This is a genomic window from Amycolatopsis sp. VS8301801F10 (genome assembly GCF_046195355.1).
GTDB lineage: Bacteria > Actinomycetota > Actinomycetes > Mycobacteriales > Pseudonocardiaceae > Amycolatopsis.
In genome coordinates, this window is the sequence record NZ_CP176065.1 from 3128136 (window position 1) to 3144861 (window position 16726).

The 16726-nt window shown below is 69.7% G+C and carries 21 protein-coding genes; 16 read left to right on the plus strand and 5 right to left on the minus strand.

Annotated features, from left to right (window positions below; genetic code table 11):
• Positions 1-33: 33 nt before the first annotated feature.
• The 3 genes from F9C11_RS15155 to F9C11_RS15165 all read left to right on the plus strand — a co-directional run bounded on the left by F9C11_RS15155 (position 34) and on the right by F9C11_RS15165 (position 1740).
• Entirely contained in the window at positions 34-441 is a 408-nt protein-coding gene (locus tag F9C11_RS15155; protein ID WP_409185503.1) for a Mov34/MPN/PAD-1 family protein, read from the plus strand.
• Between the two features lie 65 nt (positions 442-506).
• The gene (locus F9C11_RS15160; protein ID WP_009082495.1) at positions 507-785 is read left to right on the plus strand and encodes a MoaD/ThiS family protein; all 279 of its coding nucleotides are present in this window, start codon (positions 507-509) and stop codon (positions 783-785) included.
• A gap of 4 nt (positions 786-789) precedes the next feature.
• Positions 790-1740, plus strand: coding sequence for a PLP-dependent cysteine synthase family protein (locus tag F9C11_RS15165; protein ID WP_009082493.1), 951 nt, complete (start codon positions 790-792; stop codon positions 1738-1740).
• Positions 1741-1780: 40 nt separating this feature from the next.
• On the opposite strand, the gene F9C11_RS15170 is transcribed toward F9C11_RS15165, so the two are convergent.
• The gene (locus tag F9C11_RS15170) at positions 1781-2425 is read right to left on the minus strand and encodes a TetR/AcrR family transcriptional regulator (RefSeq protein ID WP_409185504.1); all 645 of its coding nucleotides are present in this window, start codon (positions 2423-2425) and stop codon (positions 1781-1783) included.
• 22 nt (positions 2426-2447) lie between these two features.
• Between F9C11_RS15170 and F9C11_RS15175 the strand changes: the two genes are divergently transcribed.
• The 10 genes from F9C11_RS15175 (at position 2448) to F9C11_RS15220 (ending at position 11544) form a co-directional block, all read left to right on the plus strand.
• On the plus strand, positions 2448-3770 hold the full coding sequence (locus F9C11_RS15175) for an MFS transporter (protein WP_409185505.1): 1323 nt from the start codon (positions 2448-2450) through the stop codon (positions 3768-3770).
• Between the two features lie 72 nt (positions 3771-3842).
• Positions 3843-4526, plus strand: a complete 684-nt coding sequence (locus F9C11_RS15180; RefSeq protein ID WP_409185506.1) for a rhomboid family intramembrane serine protease — start codon at positions 3843-3845, stop codon at positions 4524-4526.
• The gene (gene murI, locus F9C11_RS15185; RefSeq protein ID WP_409185507.1) at positions 4523-5323 is read left to right on the plus strand and encodes a glutamate racemase; all 801 of its coding nucleotides are present in this window, start codon (positions 4523-4525) and stop codon (positions 5321-5323) included. The genes F9C11_RS15180 and murI overlap by 4 nt, the downstream gene beginning before the upstream one ends.
• A gap of 36 nt (positions 5324-5359) precedes the next feature.
• Positions 5360-6127, plus strand: a complete 768-nt coding sequence (locus F9C11_RS15190) for an MBL fold metallo-hydrolase (protein ID WP_409185508.1) — start codon at positions 5360-5362, stop codon at positions 6125-6127.
• Positions 6128-6165: 38 nt separating this feature from the next.
• Positions 6166-6942: a ribonuclease PH gene (gene rph / locus F9C11_RS15195; RefSeq protein WP_037358517.1), complete on the plus strand. Its 777-nt coding sequence runs from the start codon at positions 6166-6168 to the stop codon at positions 6940-6942.
• A complete protein-coding gene (rdgB, locus tag F9C11_RS15200; RefSeq protein ID WP_409185509.1) occupies positions 6939-7547 on the plus strand; it encodes an RdgB/HAM1 family non-canonical purine NTP pyrophosphatase in 609 nt (202 codons plus the stop codon). The genes rph and rdgB overlap by 4 nt, the downstream gene beginning before the upstream one ends.
• Positions 7548-7602: 55 nt before the next feature.
• On the plus strand, positions 7603-8292 hold the full coding sequence (locus F9C11_RS15205) for a response regulator transcription factor (RefSeq protein WP_409185510.1): 690 nt from the start codon (positions 7603-7605) through the stop codon (positions 8290-8292).
• Positions 8282-10027: a sensor histidine kinase gene (locus F9C11_RS15210; protein WP_409185511.1), complete on the plus strand. Its 1746-nt coding sequence runs from the start codon at positions 8282-8284 to the stop codon at positions 10025-10027. The genes F9C11_RS15205 and F9C11_RS15210 overlap by 11 nt, the downstream gene beginning before the upstream one ends.
• A 33-nt stretch (positions 10028-10060) precedes the next feature.
• Positions 10061-10900: a helix-turn-helix domain-containing protein gene (locus F9C11_RS15215; RefSeq protein ID WP_409185512.1), complete on the plus strand. Its 840-nt coding sequence runs from the start codon at positions 10061-10063 to the stop codon at positions 10898-10900.
• Between the two features lie 65 nt (positions 10901-10965).
• Positions 10966-11544 (plus strand): dihydrofolate reductase family protein, encoded by a 579-nt coding sequence (locus tag F9C11_RS15220; RefSeq protein ID WP_409185513.1) that lies wholly within the window; start codon positions 10966-10968, stop codon positions 11542-11544.
• Positions 11545-11589: 45 nt separating this feature from the next.
• Here F9C11_RS15220 and bcp read toward each other — a convergent pair whose 3' ends face one another.
• The 4 genes from bcp to F9C11_RS15240 form a co-directional block, all read right to left on the minus strand.
• Positions 11590-12066, minus strand: coding sequence for a thioredoxin-dependent thiol peroxidase (gene bcp / locus F9C11_RS15225; protein ID WP_409185514.1), 477 nt, complete (start codon positions 12064-12066; stop codon positions 11590-11592).
• Positions 12067-12081: 15 nt separating this feature from the next.
• Positions 12082-12621, minus strand: coding sequence for a DUF4352 domain-containing protein (locus F9C11_RS15230; protein ID WP_409185515.1), 540 nt, complete (start codon positions 12619-12621; stop codon positions 12082-12084).
• A gap of 197 nt (positions 12622-12818) precedes the next feature.
• Positions 12819-13001, minus strand: a complete 183-nt coding sequence (locus F9C11_RS15235; RefSeq protein WP_037358542.1) for a hypothetical protein — start codon at positions 12999-13001, stop codon at positions 12819-12821.
• Positions 13002-13034: 33 nt separating this feature from the next.
• Positions 13035-13910 carry a LysR family transcriptional regulator gene (locus F9C11_RS15240; RefSeq protein WP_409185516.1) on the minus strand — a complete coding sequence of 292 codons (876 nt, stop codon included), beginning with the start codon at positions 13908-13910 and terminating at the stop codon, positions 13035-13037.
• A gap of 115 nt (positions 13911-14025) precedes the next feature.
• Between F9C11_RS15240 and F9C11_RS15245 the strand changes: the two genes are divergently transcribed.
• From F9C11_RS15245 to F9C11_RS15255, 3 genes are all read left to right on the plus strand, one after another.
• On the plus strand, positions 14026-14925 hold the full coding sequence (locus F9C11_RS15245; protein ID WP_409185517.1) for an MBL fold metallo-hydrolase: 900 nt from the start codon (positions 14026-14028) through the stop codon (positions 14923-14925).
• 361 nt (positions 14926-15286) lie between these two features.
• Entirely contained in the window at positions 15287-16096 is an 810-nt protein-coding gene (locus F9C11_RS15250; protein WP_409185518.1) for a metalloregulator ArsR/SmtB family transcription factor, read from the plus strand.
• Positions 16093-16683 (plus strand): dihydrofolate reductase family protein, encoded by a 591-nt coding sequence (locus tag F9C11_RS15255; RefSeq protein ID WP_409185519.1) that lies wholly within the window; start codon positions 16093-16095, stop codon positions 16681-16683. The genes F9C11_RS15250 and F9C11_RS15255 overlap by 4 nt, the downstream gene beginning before the upstream one ends.
• Positions 16684-16726 lie beyond the last annotated feature (43 nt).

Here is a 16726-nt window from a genome sequence, read left to right on the forward strand (position 1 = left end):
GGACTCGTTCGGTCCACGAACTAAGATGTCCGTGTGCTCCGGATCCGCCGTGAACTCGTCGACGAGATCGTCGCCCACGCCCGCCGCGACCACCCCGACGAAGCGTGCGGGGTGGTGGCCGGTCCTGCCGGCTCGGACCGCCCCGAGCGGTTCATCCCGATGCTGAACGCGGCCCGCTCGCCGACGTTCTACGAGTTCGACTCGGGCGACCTGCTCAAGCTCTACCGCGAGATGGAAGCGAACGACGAGGTCCCGGTGGTCATCTACCACTCGCACACTGCGACCGAGGCCTACCCGTCGCGCACCGACGCGAACATCGCCGCCGAACCCGACGCGCACTACGTGCTCGTCTCGACCAGAGAGCCCGATTCGCACGAGTTCCGCTCGTACCGGATCGTGGACGCCGAGATCACCGAGGAGCCGGTCGAGATCATCGACTGACTGCCGGAATAAAGCGCGGCGTCCGATACGTCAGCGTGTAGGAACCCACCCGGAGGTAGAAAACCATGGCCGTGACCGTGTCCATCCCGACCATCCTGCGCACCCACACCGGCGGCGAGAAGTCCGTCGAGGCGTCGGGCAAGACTGTCCTCGAGATCATCGACGACGTCGAGTCGCGGCACGCCGGGCTGAAGGCCCGCCTGGTCAAGGAGGAGAAGCTGCACCGCTTCATCAACGTCTACGTCAACGACGAGGACGTGCGCTTCTCCGGCGGGCTCGACGCCGAGGTCAAGGACGGCGACACCCTCACCATCCTGCCCGCCGTCGCGGGCGGCGCGCGCTGAGCCGATGGCTCGCTACGAGTCCCTCCTCGACGCGCTCGGCGGCACCCCGCTGGTCGGCCTGCCCCGGCTGTCGCCGACCGACGAGGTGCGGCTGTGGGCGAAGCTCGAGGACCGCAATCCGACCGGCTCGATCAAGGACCGGCCCGCGCTGGCCATGATCGAGGCGGCGGAGCGGGACGGCATCCTGCGCCGCGGGTCCACGATCCTCGAACCGACCTCGGGCAACACCGGGATCTCGCTGGCCATGGCCGCGAAGCTGAAGGGCTACGGCCTGGTGTGCGTGATGCCGGAGAACACCTCCGCCGAACGCAAGCAGCTGCTGCAGGCCTACGGCGCGCGGATCGTGTTCTCGCCGGCCGCGGGCGGCTCGAACGAGGCCGTGCGGCGGGCCAAGGAGCTGGCGAAGCAGAACCCGGACTGGGTGATGCTCTACCAGTACGGCAACCCGGCCAACGCGGACGCGCACTACCGCGGGACCGGACCGGAGCTGCTGAAGGACCTGCCGACGCTGACGCATTTCGTCGGCGGGCTCGGGACGACCGGGACGCTGGTGGGCGTGGGCCGGTACCTGCACGAGCACAAGCCGGACGTCCAGGTCATCGCGGCGGAGCCCCGGTACGGCGAGCTGGTGTACGGCCTGCGGAACCTCGACGAGGGATTCGTTCCCGAGCTGTACGACGAGAGCGTGCTCAACGGACGCTATTCGGTGGGGGCGTACGACGCTCTTCGGCGGACGCGGGAGTTGCTGGAGCACGAGGGCATCTTCGCCGGGATCTCCACGGGCGCGGTGCTGCACGCCGCGCTCGGGGTCGCGGAGAAGGCCGCGGCTCGCGGCGAGAAGGCGGACGTGGCTTTCGTGGTCGCGGACGCCGGCTGGAAGTACCTGTCGACCGGCGCGTATTCCGGGTCGCTGGACGAAGCGGCAGAACGGCTCGACGGTCAGCTCTGGGCCTGACCGGACGCTCGCTCGTGAGGGGAATCCGGCCGGGTTCCCCTCACGGCAGCAATCCCTTGACGAGTGCGCGTACGCCTCGTTCGTAACTGTCTTGTGCGGTAAGGCTTTCCCAGCGCGGCCCGATCTCGGCGAGCGTGGGGAATTCCGTCGCGTCCAGGTCCGCGAAGACTCGCTCGCGGTAGGTGTCGCCGCCCTGGTCCCGTCGCCGCGCGGCCGCCGCGCGTGAGCTGATCTCGCCGAGCGTGTAGTGCCACACCGCTCGGTAGACCTCCACCGCCGCTTCCAGCGGCAGACCGGCTTTTCCCGCCGCGGCAACGATTTTCTCCGGGTACCACAGCCCTCCGACCGACAGCAGGTCGTCCGAGCGCAGTACCTCCACGATCCACGGGCAGCCCGCCAGCCCGTCCCGCATCGCCTTCGCGACCGCCACGATCCGGTCTTCCGGTTCCTCGGGGAGGTTCTCCGGCCGAGGCATTTCGCGGTGCGCGTAGTCGTCCAGCAGCAGAAGCAGCAGCCCCTCTTTGTCGCGCACGTGGTGGTAGAGCGCCATCGCCGTGCTGCCGACCTCCCGGGCGAGCCTGCGCATGGTCAACGCGTCGACGCCTTCGGAATCGATGACCCGGTGGGCGGCGGCCACGATGTCGGCCTTGGAGATCTTCGGCGGCCGGCCGGTGCGCGCTGGCATGTCGCCATGCTACTTTTTATACATGTACAAAAACTACTGGGGGACGGTCGCCGCGCTGGCGTTCGCGGTGGCGGTCGGGACCTTGCAGATGACCGTGGTGGTGCCGTTGCTGCCGCGGCTGCAGCTCAAGCTCGGGGTGCCGCTCAGTTCGGTGTCGTGGGCGCTGACCGCCGGGCTGCTGGCGGGCGCGGTCGCGATTCCGCTGGTCGCGCAGCTGGGCGACCTCTACGGCCGGCGCACGATGTCGCTGGTCGTGCTCGGGTTGCTGGTCGGGGGATCGGTGCTGGCGGCGGTGGCGGATTCGCTGCCGTTGCTGGTCGCCGGCCGGATCCTGCAGGGCACGGCCGCGCCGTTGCTGCCGCTCGCGATCGGCCAGGCCAGGAACGTGGTGCCGCCCCGGTCGTTGCCGACCGCGATCGGGGTGCTGAGCGCGACGATCGGGGCGGGCAGCGGCGGCGGGATGATCCTGGCCGGACTCGCCGGCGGTGACCATCGGCTGGTGTTCTGGGTGCTGGCGGCGCTCGGCGTGGTGGCGTTCGCGCTGGTCGCGGCGGTTCGGGAGGACCGGACGGCGGCGGTGCGGAGCGGTTCGCCGGACCTGCTGGGCGCGGTGCTGGTGTCGGGCTGGCTGATCTGCCTGCTGCTGGCGATCAGCAAGGGGGCCGAATGGGGCTGGGCGACCGTCGGGTTGCTGGCCGCGGCCGTGGTGCTGGCGGCGGCGTGGGTGGTGACGGCGCGGCGCGCGAAAACGCCGTTGATCGAGATTCCGATGCTGCTGCACCGAAAAACGGTCGGCGCGACGGTGGCGTCGTTCCTGCTGGGCTTCGCGTTGTTCTCCACGATCATGACGCTGTCGGCGTATGCGCAGGGCGTGCTCGGGGCGTCGGTTTTGCAGGTGGGGCTTTACCTTCTGCCGACGACGATCCTGATGCTGGTGGTTTCGGTGCTGGCCGGTTCGTTGATGCGCCGGTTCAGCGCGCCCGCGCTGGTCGCAGGCGGTTCGGTGGTGGTCCTGGCGGCCGCGTTGTGGCTGACAGCGTTGCCGGGGGACGGGCTTGCGCTTTACGCCGTCGCGGCTGTGCTGGGGCTGGGGATCGGGCTGGGATACGCCGCGTTGGGGACGATGGCGGTCGAGCATGTCGAACCCGCGAAAACGGCCGCGGCTGGCGGGATCAACGCGCTGGTTCGCGTGGTGGGCAGCAGCCTTGCCGGAGCCGTTGGCGCGGTGGTGTTGTCGGCCGGCGGTCCGGGATGGAGCTTCGTGGTGGCGGCGGTGGCCGCGCTGCTGTCGGCGGTGTTCGCCGCCGGCTACGGAAACTTGCTCCGGAAGCCCGCGATGGCCTGACCGCTCACCCGGAGGCGAAGTTCAGGGATTTCTCCCGAGGCCGCTCGCCCGGCCCCGACGTAGCCTGAGGGCGTGAGCACACTGCCTCCCCTCCCGCCGACGTCGCCGCCGCCTGCTGGCAGCGGCAAGCCGGTCGACGCCGCGAAGCGCATCCTGCCGCCCCATCCCAAGGCCGCGGCGTTCGTCGCGCTGGGGTTCGTGGCGGTGCTGTACCTCGTGGAACTGCTCGACGTGATCCTGCCGGGCGAGTTCACCCACGGCGGGATCCTGTCGCGGGAGGCGTCCAGCCTCGACGGCATCCTCTGGGCGCCGCTGCTGCACGCGGGCTGGTCGCACCTGTTCTCCAACACGGTGCCGGTGCTGGTCTTCTCCTTCCTCGCGATGGCGGCGGGCATCGGCCGGTTCGCCGTGGTCACCGGGATCATCTGGCTGGTTTCCGGGCTCGGCGTGTGGCTGGTCGGACCGGCGAACGCCTACACCGTGGGCGCTTCCGGGCTGGCCTTCGGCTGGCTCGCGTACCTGCTGGTGCGCGGCCTGTTCCACCGGTCGCTCGCGCAGATCGCGGTCGCCGTCGTGCTGCTCGGCATCTGGAGCGGGATGCTCTGGGGCCTGCTGCCCGGCAACCCCGGGATCTCCTGGCAGGGCCACCTCTTCGGCGCGCTGGCCGGCATCCTCGCCGCGTGGCTGACCTCACGGGGCGAACGCGTCAAATCCCCGAAGATCGCTCCGCAGGCCCCGGGTAACCTCGGCTTGTGAGTTCTCCTGACGCGCCCATCGGTGTCTTCGATTCCGGCGTCGGCGGGCTCACCGTCGCACGCTCGATTCTCGAACTGCTTCCTGCCGAGCAGCTGCGCTACGTAGGCGACACCGCGCGCAACCCGTACGGCCCGCTGCCCATCGCCACTGCCCGCGAGTACGCGTTGGCCGCTCTCGACGACATGGTCGAGAGCGGGGTGAAGGCGTTGGTGATCGCGTGCAACACAGCGTCCGCAGCCTGCCTTCGCGACGCGCGCGAACGCTACGACGTGCCTGTGATCGAAGTGGTCCTTCCGGCCGCGCGCCGGGCCGCGGTCGCAACGCACAGCGGGCGGGTCGGTCTGATCGGCACTGAGGGCACTGTGCGTTCGAGGGCGTACGACGACGCCTTCGCCGCCGCGCCCGACGTACGCCTCACTAGCGTCGCCTGCCCGCGCTTCGTGGACTTCGTGGAGCGCGGCATCACGACCGGCCGACAGATTCTCGGTCTGGCACAGGGGTATCTGCAGCCGTTGCTCGAAGCTGACGTCGACACGCTCATCCTCGGCTGCACGCACTATCCGCTGCTGTCCGGTGTCCTGCAGATTGTGATGGGACAGGACGTCACGCTCGTCTCCAGCGCCGACGAAACCGCCAAGGACCTTTACCGCGTGCTGACCGAACTCGACCTGCTCGCCGAGCGCGACGAGCCGCCGCGGCACGAGTTCCTCGCCACTGGTTCGCCGGAGCCGTTCGCCCGCTTGGCGCAGCGGTTCATGGGCTTCGCGCCGGGTGCGCTGGCTCCGGTCAGTGCGTGACACTGCGGCGGCGCGGAGCAGAGTTAGGGTTACCGGGTGCGACTGACGATCCTCGGGTGTTCGGGCAGCATCCCCGGGCCGAACGCCGCCGCGTCCGGATATCTCCTGGAGGCGGAAGGCTATCGGCTCGGGCTCGAGCTGGGCACCGGCACGTTCGCCCAATTGCAGACCGTGCTGGACCCGTTCGACCTGGACGCGCTGGTTCTTTCGCACCTGCACGCCGACCACTGCGCCGACGTCAACTCCCTGACCGTGCTTCGTCGCTACCACCCCGCGCCGCCGTATCCCGCGCGCCCGCGACGGTTGCCGCTGTACGCGCCAGCGGAAGCTCCTTCGCGCCTTGCGCACGCGTACGCAGCCGACGCGGCGGAGCGCGCTGGCGCGGATCTGTCGGACGTGTACGAGTTCCACGAGCTGCGCGAAGAGACAGTCCAGATCGGGCCCTTCGACGTGACCGCCGTCGCCGTGTACCACCCGACGCCCGCTTTCGGCCTGCGCATCGCGTACGGCGGCACCATCCTCGCGTACACCGGCGACACGGGGTTGTGCCGCGGCCTCGGCGAACTGGCCGACGGTGTCGATGTGCTGCTTTCCGAAGCTTCGTGGACCGACGCCGCCGACCGTCCGCAAGGCGTGCATCTCTCCGGGAAAGAAGCAGGTGAACTGGCCAAGGACGCCGGGGTCGGCCGTCTGCTGCTGACCCATGTCGCGCCGTGGACGGACCGGAACGCGGTCCTGGCCGAGGCCAAAGCGGTGTTCCCGGACGCCGAGCTGGTGACGCAGGGCGCGGTGTACGACCTCTGATCGCGAAAGTGTCAGGGTGACGTCCTAGAGTGCTTCCCGTGGCTAGAAAAGATGGCAGGAACGACGACCAGCTCCGCGAAGTGAAGCTCACCCGCGGGTTCCAGAAGTGGCCTGCCGGGTCGGTGCTCGTCGAGTTCGGCAACACCAGGGTGCTGTGCGCGGCGAGCGTGACCGAGGGCGTGCCGCGCTGGCGTGCCGGGTCCGGTCTCGGCTGGGTGACCGCGGAGTACGCGATGCTCCCGTCCGCGACCAACACCCGCAGCGACCGGGAAGCGGTCAAGGGCCGGATCGGCGGCCGCACGCACGAGATCTCCCGGTTGATCGGCCGCTCCCTGCGCGCCTGCATCGACCTGGCCGCGCTCGGCGAGAACACCATCGTCATCGACTGCGACGTGCTCCAGGCCGACGGCGGCACCCGCACCGCCGCGGTCACCGGCGGCTACGTGGCGCTGGCGGACGCGATCACCTGGCTGGGCGCGGCGAACCGGCTCAACGACCCGCAGCCGCTGTCGTCCTCGGTGGCCGCGGTGAGCGTCGGCGTCGTGGACGGCCGGGTGCGCCTCGACCTGCCGTACGAGGAGGACTCGCGCGCCGAGGTCGACATGAACGTGGTCGCCACCGACGCCGGAACCCTCATCGAGGTGCAGGGCACCGGCGAAGGAGCCACCTTCGCGAGGTCCACTTTGGACACCATGCTGGACCTGGCGCTGGCCGGCTGCGCGGAACTGACGCGGCTGCAGAACGAAGCGCTGGCGCTGCCGTATCCGGGCGAGCTGCCGGAACCGCGTCCGGACAAGAAGAAGGGCCAGAAGTGACCAAACTGCTGCTGGCCACCCGGAACGCGAAGAAACTGGGCGAACTGCGCCGGATCCTGGAGGCGGAAGGCATCCAGGGCGTCGAGGTGCTCGGCCTGAACGACGTCGAGGAGTTCCCAGAGGCCCCGGAAACCGCCCCCGACTTCGAAGGCAACGCCGCGGCCAAGGCCCGGGACGCGGTGGCCGCCACCGGATTGCCCGCCATCGCAGACGATTCGGGGCTGTCCGTCGACGCGCTGAACGGCATGCCGGGCGTCCTGTCGGCCCGCTGGTCCGGCAAACACGGCGACGACGAAGCGAACCTGAACCTCGTGCTGGCCCAGCTGACGGACACCCCGGACGAGCGCCGGGGAGCGGCGTTCGTCTGCGCCGCCGTGCTGGCTCTCCCGTCCGGCGAGACCACCACGGTCCGGGCCGAATGGCGTGGCACGCTGACGCGGGAAAAGCGCGGAACGAACGGTTTCGGCTACGACCCGATCTTCGTGCCGGAAAACGAAACGAAAACCAGCGCGGAACTGAGCCCGGCGGAAAAAGACGCCGCTTCCCACCGCGGCAAGGCCCTGCGCGCACTTCTGCCGGCCTTGCGAAAACTGGCCGACGGATAACGTCGCGGCCTGCCCTGGTGGCTCCGGGGCAGGCCGGCGGCTAGTCTCGGCAGGCATGTGCGCCAATATCGTCCTGGCCGAAGACGATCCGAAACAAGCGGAACTGGTCCGCCGCTATCTGGAACACGAACAGCACACCGTCACCGTCGCGTCCACCGGCGAGGCCGCGCTGGCGCATCTTCGCACCGCGGAACCCGATCTCCTGATCCTGGACGTCATGCTCCCCGGCATGAACGGCCTGACCGTCTGCCGGACCGTCCGGGCCTCCTCCGACCTGCCGATCCTCATGCTCACGGCCCGCTCGACCGAGGACGACCTGCTCCAGGGCCTCGACCTGGGCGCGGACGACTACGTCACCAAGCCCTACAGCCCGCGGGAACTCATGGCGCGGGTGCGGACCCTCCTCCGGAGGACGAAAGCGGCCAAAGACGGTCCCCGCAAAGTCGGCACGCTGACCGTCGACAAGGAAAAACACGAGGTCACGGTAAGCGGAAACCCGATAGAAACGACCCCCGGGGAATTCCGCATCCTGGAGGTGATGGCCGCGCGGCCGGACCAGGTTTTCACCAGGGCGCAGCTTCTGGAACACCTGCACGGCTTCGACCGCTACATCACTCAGCGCGCCATTGACGTGCACATCATGAATCTCCGGAAGAAAATCGAAACAAATCCCAGAAAACCGGCGAAACTGCTGACGGTGTACGGCGTCGGCTACAAACTGACCGCGAAGTCCGATGCCCCGTAGCCTTCTCTTCCGCCTTTTCGCGGTCACCGCGGCCATCGCGGTGTGCGCCATCGCCGCGACCGCGTGGCTGGCCTCCCGGACCACTTCCGGTGCCATCGAACGGGAACAGGGCCAGCTCTTCGCCGACGACGGCACGATTTACCAGGCCCTGCTTTCGTACGCGGCGACCCATCCGACGTGGTCCGGCGCGACCAGAACCATCGACGACTACGCGGAGAAAACCGGCCGCAAAATCGTCCTGACCACCCCGCAGGGCAAGCTGATCGCCAGCTCGGAGGAAAACCCGGGAAAACTGCCGCCCCAGCCGTCCGCGGTGATCGACCCGCTGGCGGTCGACGCCCGGCTGGGCGTCAAATCCACCCCGGACCGGATCGACCCCGACGCGGTCGGCCCCTACCGCCTTCCCCCGGAAGAACGCGAAGAGCTTCAGGAAATAGCCGACAAGGTCCTGTCCTGCACCCAGCGCAGAACCGGGTTGGGCAGCCTGGAAATCTCCCCGAGCGGCCACCCCAGGGTGATCGCCCCGGCCGGCACCGCCCAATGCGGCACCGGCCTCCTGGAACGCCCCACCGCGACCGAACGAGCCGCCCTGGACAAGCTGTCCGGTCTGATCGACGCCTGCCTCGGCCGGAACGACAGCACCGTCCCGGTCGCCAAACTGGCCCTGTCCTGGACCTTCGACGGCCCGGTCGCGCAGGCCACCGACCAGACCATCACCAACTGCGTCACGTCGGCCCGCAAAGAGCAGCTGACCCCTTACGTGGCCCCGGCGGCCTGGCTCTACATCACCGAAAAGGGCACCGACCAGCCCCCGACCGGCTTCACCCTCTCCGCGGAAAACCGCACGAAACTCATCGCCGTCACCGCCGCCATCCTCCTGCTGACCGTCGTCGTCACCGGGCTGGCGTCGATCCGCCTGATCCGCCCCCTCCGCGCGTTGACCGGTGCGGCGCAACGCCTGAAAGCAGGCGAGACTGGCGCCCGGGTCCGCGTCAAAGGCAAGGACGAAATCGCCCGCCTGGCCACCGCGTTCAACGAAATGGCGCGGGCGCGGGAAGAACTGGAGAACGCCCGCAAGGCCATGGTCAGCGACGTCGCGCACGAACTGCGCACCCCGCTGGCCACCATCCGAGGCTGGCTGGAAGCGGCTCAGGACGGCATCAGCCAGCTCGACGACGACCTCGTCGCCTCCCTGCTGGAAGAAGCGGTCCACCTGCAGCACATCGTGGACGACCTGCAGGACCTGGCCCTGGCCGACGCCGGTGCGCTGCGCGTCCACCCCGAACCCGTCGACGCCAACATCCTGCTGGCCCACCTGGCCGCCGCGCACGCTCCGCGCGCGGAATCCGCCGGCGTCCGCCTTTCCGTCCCGCCCATGGAAAACCCGGCCATCACCGCGGATCCGGTGCGCCTGCGCCAAGCCCTGGACAACCTGGTCTCGAACGCGATCCGGCACACCCCGCCCGGCGGTTCGGTCACCGTCGCCGCGAGCCGGCGCGAAAACGACGCGGTCTTCGAAGTAACCGACACCGGAACCGGCATCGCGCCCGAAGACCTGCCCCGCGTGTTCGACCGTTTCTGGCGCGCCGACCCGTCGCGAAGCCGAACCTCCGGCGGGAGCGGCTTGGGCTTGGCGATCGTCCGCAAATTGGCCGAAGCCCACGGCGGAGAAGTCACCGCCGCCAGCACTCTCGGCGAAGGCACCACCTTCACCCTGCGTTTTCCCGCGCAGTAGCGCTCGCTGGCGCGCATCGGCGATGCTGGGGACGTGGAGTATGTGTCCAGAGCGCCGCGGCCGCCGCTGGACGAGCTGATCGACGACCTTTACTACCTGGCGGGTCCGTCGCCGTACGCCCGGTTGACGTTGCCGCCGGCACCGTCGGCGCTGCTCATCGTCAACCTCGGGCCGCCGTTCCGCATCCGCGGCGGCACCGACCGCGCAACGGCGGAGTACGCCGACGGCTGCGTGATCACCACGCCCACCCGCGCGTACGACTTCGGCTACCCGCCCCGGACCCGGTCCGTCGGCGTCCACTTCAAACCATGGGGCTTGGCGCCGTTCCTGCCGATGCCCGCCGCCGAACTATGCGACCGGCCGGTGACGATCGAGCAGGTCTGGGGCCGACCCGCCGTCGCCGAACTGCGAGACCGCTTGGCCACCGCCGCAGCCCCGCACCAGATGCTGACGCTGCTCGAGAAAGAGCTGCGGCGACGGCTGCGCGAAACCACCGGCCTGGGCCTGGTCCGCCACGCGAGCAGCGTCATCGCGGCGACCCGCGGCTCGGTGGCGATCGGCGAACTGAGCGAGGCGGCCGGGGTCAGCAGCACCCATCTGGCACAGCGGTTCAAGACCCTCGTCGGCGTCACGCCGAAGCGGTTGGCCCGCACCCACCGCTTCACCGCCACCGTGCTCGGGATCGACCCCGCCGGACCGGTCGACTGGGCCGCCCTCGCCGCCCGCGCGGGCTATTTCGACCAGGCCCACTTCGGCCACGAGTTCCGGGCTTTCACCGGCTGCACGCCGACCCAGTACCTCGAAGTCCGGCGCCGATTCCTGCGCGAACATCCCGGCCACACCCTGGACGGCTGGTCGCTGCCCGCCGATTGATTTCTTACAAGAGCGACCGCGCCCAACCCGCTAACTTGGGCCCATCGGAAGCAGAGGAGAGCCTCGTGGGCAAGGTCGTCATGTACAGCTCGGTGTCGGCGGACGGCTTCATCGCCGACCACGACGACCAGCCCGGCCCCCTGTTCGACTGGCTGTCCAGCGGCGAGGTCCCGCTGGACGAAAGTGGCGCGTTGAAGGTGTCGCAGGCGTCCTACGACTACACCCGGGCGTACTGGGACCAGATCGGGGTGACCATCGTCGGCCGCCACGTCTTCGACCTGACAGACGGCTGGGACGGAACGCCGCCGAGCGGAATCGACCACGTGGTCGTCGTGACCCACCGTCCCGCGCCCGAGGGCTGGAATCCCGAGGCGCCGTTCCACTTCGTCGACGGCGTCCAGGCCGCCGTGGCGAAGGCGCAGGAGCTGGCGGGCGACCGTGTCGTGGAGGTCGCGGCTGGCGACGTCGGCGGCCAGATTTTCGCCGCAGGCCTGGTAGACGAGGTGCGGATGGACGTCGTCCCGGCTGTCTTCGGCTCCGGCAAACGCTACTTCGGCTCAGTCGACGCACCGCACTTGCTGGAGAACCCCGACGTGGTCCAGGGCGATCGGGTGCTTCACCTGCGTTATCAGGTGCGGCGCTGACCGAGCGCGGAGAGGCCCGGCCGCCTCTCCGCGCTCCGGGGCAAGTCAGGAAGCGATCCCCAAATCCCGGATCAGCTTGGCCACATGCCCGGTCGCCCGCACGTTGTAGGCGGCCTTGGCGATCTTCCCCTCCGCGTCCACGATGAACGTCGACCGGATCACGCCCTGCACGATCCGCCCGTAATTCTTCTTCTCCCCGAACGCGCCCCATTCGGTCAGCACGGTCTTGTCCACATCGGACAGCAACGGGAAGGTCAGCTTCTCCGCCTCGACGAACTTGGCCAGCTTCTCCGGCTTGTCCGGGGAAATCCCCAGCACCTGGTACCCCGCGTCGTTCAGCTCCGCGAGATTGTCCCGGAAGTCGCAGGCCTGCTTGGTGCACCCCGGCGTGCCCGCGGCCGGGTAGAAGTACACCACCACGGCCTGGCCGCGGAAGTCGCTGAGCGAGACGTTCTTGCCGGTGCTGTCCGGCAGGGTGAATTCGGGCGCTTCGTCGCCCACGGCAAGTCGCTGGTCGGTCATGGGGACGAGAGTAATTCAGGCGTCGCCGCAATACGTGACGACGGCGGGCTCGCCCGTGCTCGGCCGCACCTGCACCGCCATCCGGGCGCTGTCGGCGGGCACCGCGAACGCGAGCGTGACCTGCGTGGACCGGCCCGGCAGCAAATCCCGGCCCGCGTCGGAGACCCCGCCCAGGCCCTGCGTGGCATCCACGACCTGCTTGGCCTGTTTCCCGTCGACCGTCGCGGTGACCGAGAGGCCGGAAACCCGGTACGGGTCGGTGCCGTTGTTCGTGACCTGGATGTAGAACGCCGCCGCGCGGGCGCTGCGCGGGTACGCCGCCGGGCTCGGCTGGAACGACTGCGGTGCGGACAGCGAGACCGTGATCCCGCTGGCGAAGCGGTGGTTGGCGCCGAACTGCAGGTCGCCGGAGGCCTGTGCGGCCGCGGGCTGCGCCGCCGGGTTGCCGACGCCCATCGCGGCGGAGCCTTCCCGAGCGTTGACGCCGCCGCAGGCTGCCGCGGAGAACAGCAGGCAGGCGGTCAACAGCAGTTTCGGGGTGCGCGCGGGCGCCATCGCGGGGGTACTCCAGTCGGGGTGGGGCGGTGTGCCGTTCGGCGTAGTTGCCGGGCGGACCCGCTCCACTCTGGCGGCACTATTGCCGTCACGGTGCGGAAGACGCGGACCTGGTGTACACCCGTGGCCGATCCGTGATCGAAAGAGCACACCGGGTGACAGTCGTCACCCCGATGTCAACGGCCGTCGGTCGGGATTCAGACCGCGAACGCGAACAACAGGATGAACACCGCGACGCCCGCGCCCCAGGCGACCATGAGCCAGCCGAAGTCGCGCACCGGGTCGACCGCGCGGCTTTCCTCGCCGGGGATGTACACGCCGCGGTTTTCGAACCAGTCCGCGCATTTGCGCAGGATCCGCAGCGGATTGCGTTCCGGCACCGCTCGCACCTCCCCGATGTCCCGGGGTCCAGCCTACGGGTTCGCGGAGGTTTCGCGGTGGTCGAGCTCGGCGATGCGGACGGCGAGTTCGGCGAAGGAGCGGACGAGCGGCGGTGTCGAGTCTTCGCGCCAGGCGACCACGAGCTGGCTCGGCGGGTAGCCGGTCAGGGGGACTGTCGCGATGCCGTCGGGAAACGGGTGCGTGAGTGGGGCGAGCCCGACGGTTCCGTTCCACAGCACGGCTTGCAGGCATTCGTGGACCGTCCGCACGACCGGGCCGCCCACGGTGCCGCCGCTCCAGAAGGCCTGCCATTGCGGATCGGTGCCGTCGGGGAACCGGAACCACGTCCGGTCGGCGAGTTCCTCCCGGCGCACCTCGGCGCGTCCGGCCAGCGGATCGTCCGCGCGCAGGACGACGCCCATCGGGTCGGAGCGCAGCACGTGCGTGCGGATTCCGGTGGTGTCGAACGGAATCCGGGTGAGCGCGACGTCCACGAGCCCGGCGCGCAGACCGGTCGTCGGGTCGGTGAGATCGGCCTCGCGGACGGTGATCCGCACGCCCGGATGCCGCTCGCGGAACTCGCTGGCGAGCCGGATTCCGACCGGCTCCGAACTGTCGGCGAGAGTGCCGAGCGTGAGCGTCCCCGGCCCGGCAGCCGCGGCGACCCTCGCGCGCGCCTGGTCCGCGCCCGCGAGCAGGGTGCGGGCTTCGTCGTAAAGCGCGCTTCCGGCCGCGGTGAGCGTGACTCCGGACGGCGAGCGGTCCAGCAGCGTCGCGCCGAGGTCGGTTTCGAGCTGCTTGATCGCACGGCTCAGCGGCGGCTGGGTCATGTGCAGCCGCGCCGCCGCCCGGCCGAAGTGGCGTTCCTCGGCGACCGCGACGAAGTACCGGAGCGAACGGAGATCCACGACCAGCGACGATACCCGTGCGGTATCGGGAAAAGCGGATCGGTCTTGGACACCGCGCGGGCCCGGCGCTGGACTGGAACGGTCCCCGATTCCGCGCGTTGAGGAGCCCCCGGCGATGGCCGACTACCCGTATCCCGATCCCGTCGTGCAGACCTCGCAGGCGCGCGAACTCGCCCGCGACCTCGTCGTGCTCCCGAACCAGGGCGTGCAGCTGGTGCCGAACGTCGGCGTCGTCGGCGGGTCGCATTCCGTGCTCGTCGTCGAGACCGGCATGGGGCCGCGCAACGCGGAAACCGTGCTGAACTTCGCCACCGAGTACGCGCGCGGCCGCCGGATTTACTTGACCACCACGCATTTCCACCCCGAGCACGCGTTCGGCGCGCAGACCTTCGCCGGAGCCGCGACCTACCTGGTCAACCGCGCGCAGGCGACCGACCTCTCCGCGAAAGGCCCTGGCTACCTGCGGATGTTCCGCGGACTGGGAGAGCCAGTCGCGCGGCAGCTGGAGGGCGTCGAACTGGCGACCCCAGACGTCGTCTACGACTCGTCGCACGACCTCGACCTCGGCGGTCGCGTAGTGCGGCTACGGGCGACCGGCCGCGCGCACAGCAAGGGCGACCAGGTCGTCACCGTCCCGGACGCGGGCGTCCTGTTCACCGGCGACCTCGCCGAGACCGGCCAGTTCGCGATCTTCCCGTGGTTCCCGCCGCACGACACCGACGTGTCCGGGATCCGCTGGATCGAGGTCATGCGGAAACTCGCGGAACAGCGGCCGGAAATCGTCGTGCCCGGCCACGGCGACCTCAGCGGTCCGGAACTGCTCGACGACCTGCGCGCCTACCTCGAACTGCTGCGCGACGAGACCTGGCGGCGTCGCGATTCGGGGATGGACGAGGCGACCGTGACCGCGGAAGTGCGGGCCGAGCTGATCAAGCGGCATCCGGAGTGGGAAGGCCGCGAGTGGATCGACACCGCGGTGGCGTGCCTGTGCGCGGAGCACGTCAGTCCCGCCTGAGCAGCGGCGCGGGCGTCGTCAGGATGGCCAGTCGGGTCGCTTCGTGCGGGTCAGCTTGCCGATGATCTGAAAGGACACGGTTCGCGAGGGCGGCGAGCACGGTCGGGCGTTCTGGTTGGCGCGCAACGGTTTCCGACCGACTGTCGTGGACTTCCGCGCGCAGAATCCCGGGCCGGGCAAGGAAATCGTGCCCACCGCTCACCGCGGTCTCGGCTGGCGGGTCCCGGAGTTGCTGGTCCGCTTCGAGGCGGCGGACGACGTGTTCTTCGCCGCGGTCGATCCGCCCCGGTTGCTCCCCGGGTGAGATCGACCGAAAAGAATTCCTTGACACGAATATTCTCGGTAGTGAATACTTCGAGGCATGGACGGGATCGCCTCAGCACTCGCAGACACCACCAGGTGGCAGCTGGTCGCACTGCTCGCGGAGCGGCCGCGGTCGGTCGGCGAGCTGGCTGAGCTGACCGGGCTGCGGCAGCCGCAGACCACCAAGCATCTGCAGACCCTCGCTCGCGCCGGCCTGGTCACCATGGCCCCGCTGGGGCAGCGGCGGGTCTACGCGGCCGAAGCGGCTCCGCTGCGGGAGTTCGCGGATCAGCTCCACCAGCTGGCCGCGACGATCGAGGCGCACGCGGGGGAGCGCGACGTGCTCGACCGCTACCGCGCCGCGATCGAAGCCGATACCGCGGCGGCGGACCGGGATCGCTGGGCCGACGGCCGCGCGTTCTCCTTCGAGCGCGTGCTGCCGGTGCCGCCGGAAACGGTCTGGCGGTACTGGACGGACGCCGGGCTGCTGGCGTCGTGGTGGGTCCCGCCGTCCCTGACTGTCACCGAGTGTGTCCTCGAACCGGAGCCGGGCGGGCGAGTCGTTCTCGCCTACCGCGACGCCGAGGGCACGTACCGCTCGGAAGGGCAGGTCCGGACCGCTCAGGAAACCGAGCGGCTCGTGTTCGACCTGTCGGTGCTGGACGCGGCCGGAGCCGTCGCGTTCAGCGGCCACTACGACCTCGCCCTCGCCGCCGCGGCGAACGGCGGCACCCGGCTGCGGCTGGGTCTGGAAATCAGCGCAACGACAGTCGAGGCCGTGTCCGCCATCGCCGGAATCGAAACCGGCTGGGGACAGGTCCTCGACCACCTCACCGAAGTCATCACCCGAAAGGACATCCAGTCATGACCGAGCGTCGTGTCACCGCCAACCTCGCCCTCACCCTCGACGGCCGCTACCACGGTCCGGAAGGCCCCGGCGACATGAGCGCGATCATCCCGTACGTGACCACCGAAACCGCGCGCAACCAGATGACCCGCATCTGGGAGAACGCGACGACCGCGCTGCTCGGCCGCCGCAACGCGGAGGGCTTCCTCGGTTTCTGGCCGAACGTCGCCAACGACGAGAACGCCGACCCGCGCGACCGCGGCTACGCGAAATGGCTGGTGGACACGGAAAAGGTGGTCTTGTCGAGCACGCTCTCCGAATCGCCGTGGGAGCGCACGCGCATCGTGAACGCGCCCGCCGCCGAGGTCGTCGCCTCGCTCAAGGCCGACGGCGAGGGCGACATCCTGGTCAACAGCAGCGTCAGCGTGATCAAGGCGCTGCTCGCCGAGGACCTGATCGACCGGCTGTACCTGACCATCTGCCCGCAAATCGCCGGCGGCGGACCCCGGTTGTTCGACGACGGCCTGCCGGGTAGCAAGTGGACAGTCGCGCACCAGGAGACCGGCGATCTCGGCGAAGTGGCCCTGGTTTACGACCGCGTGCGCTGAGCGGCTTGACCTTCACCCATACGGCAATCTTTAGCGTCGAGGA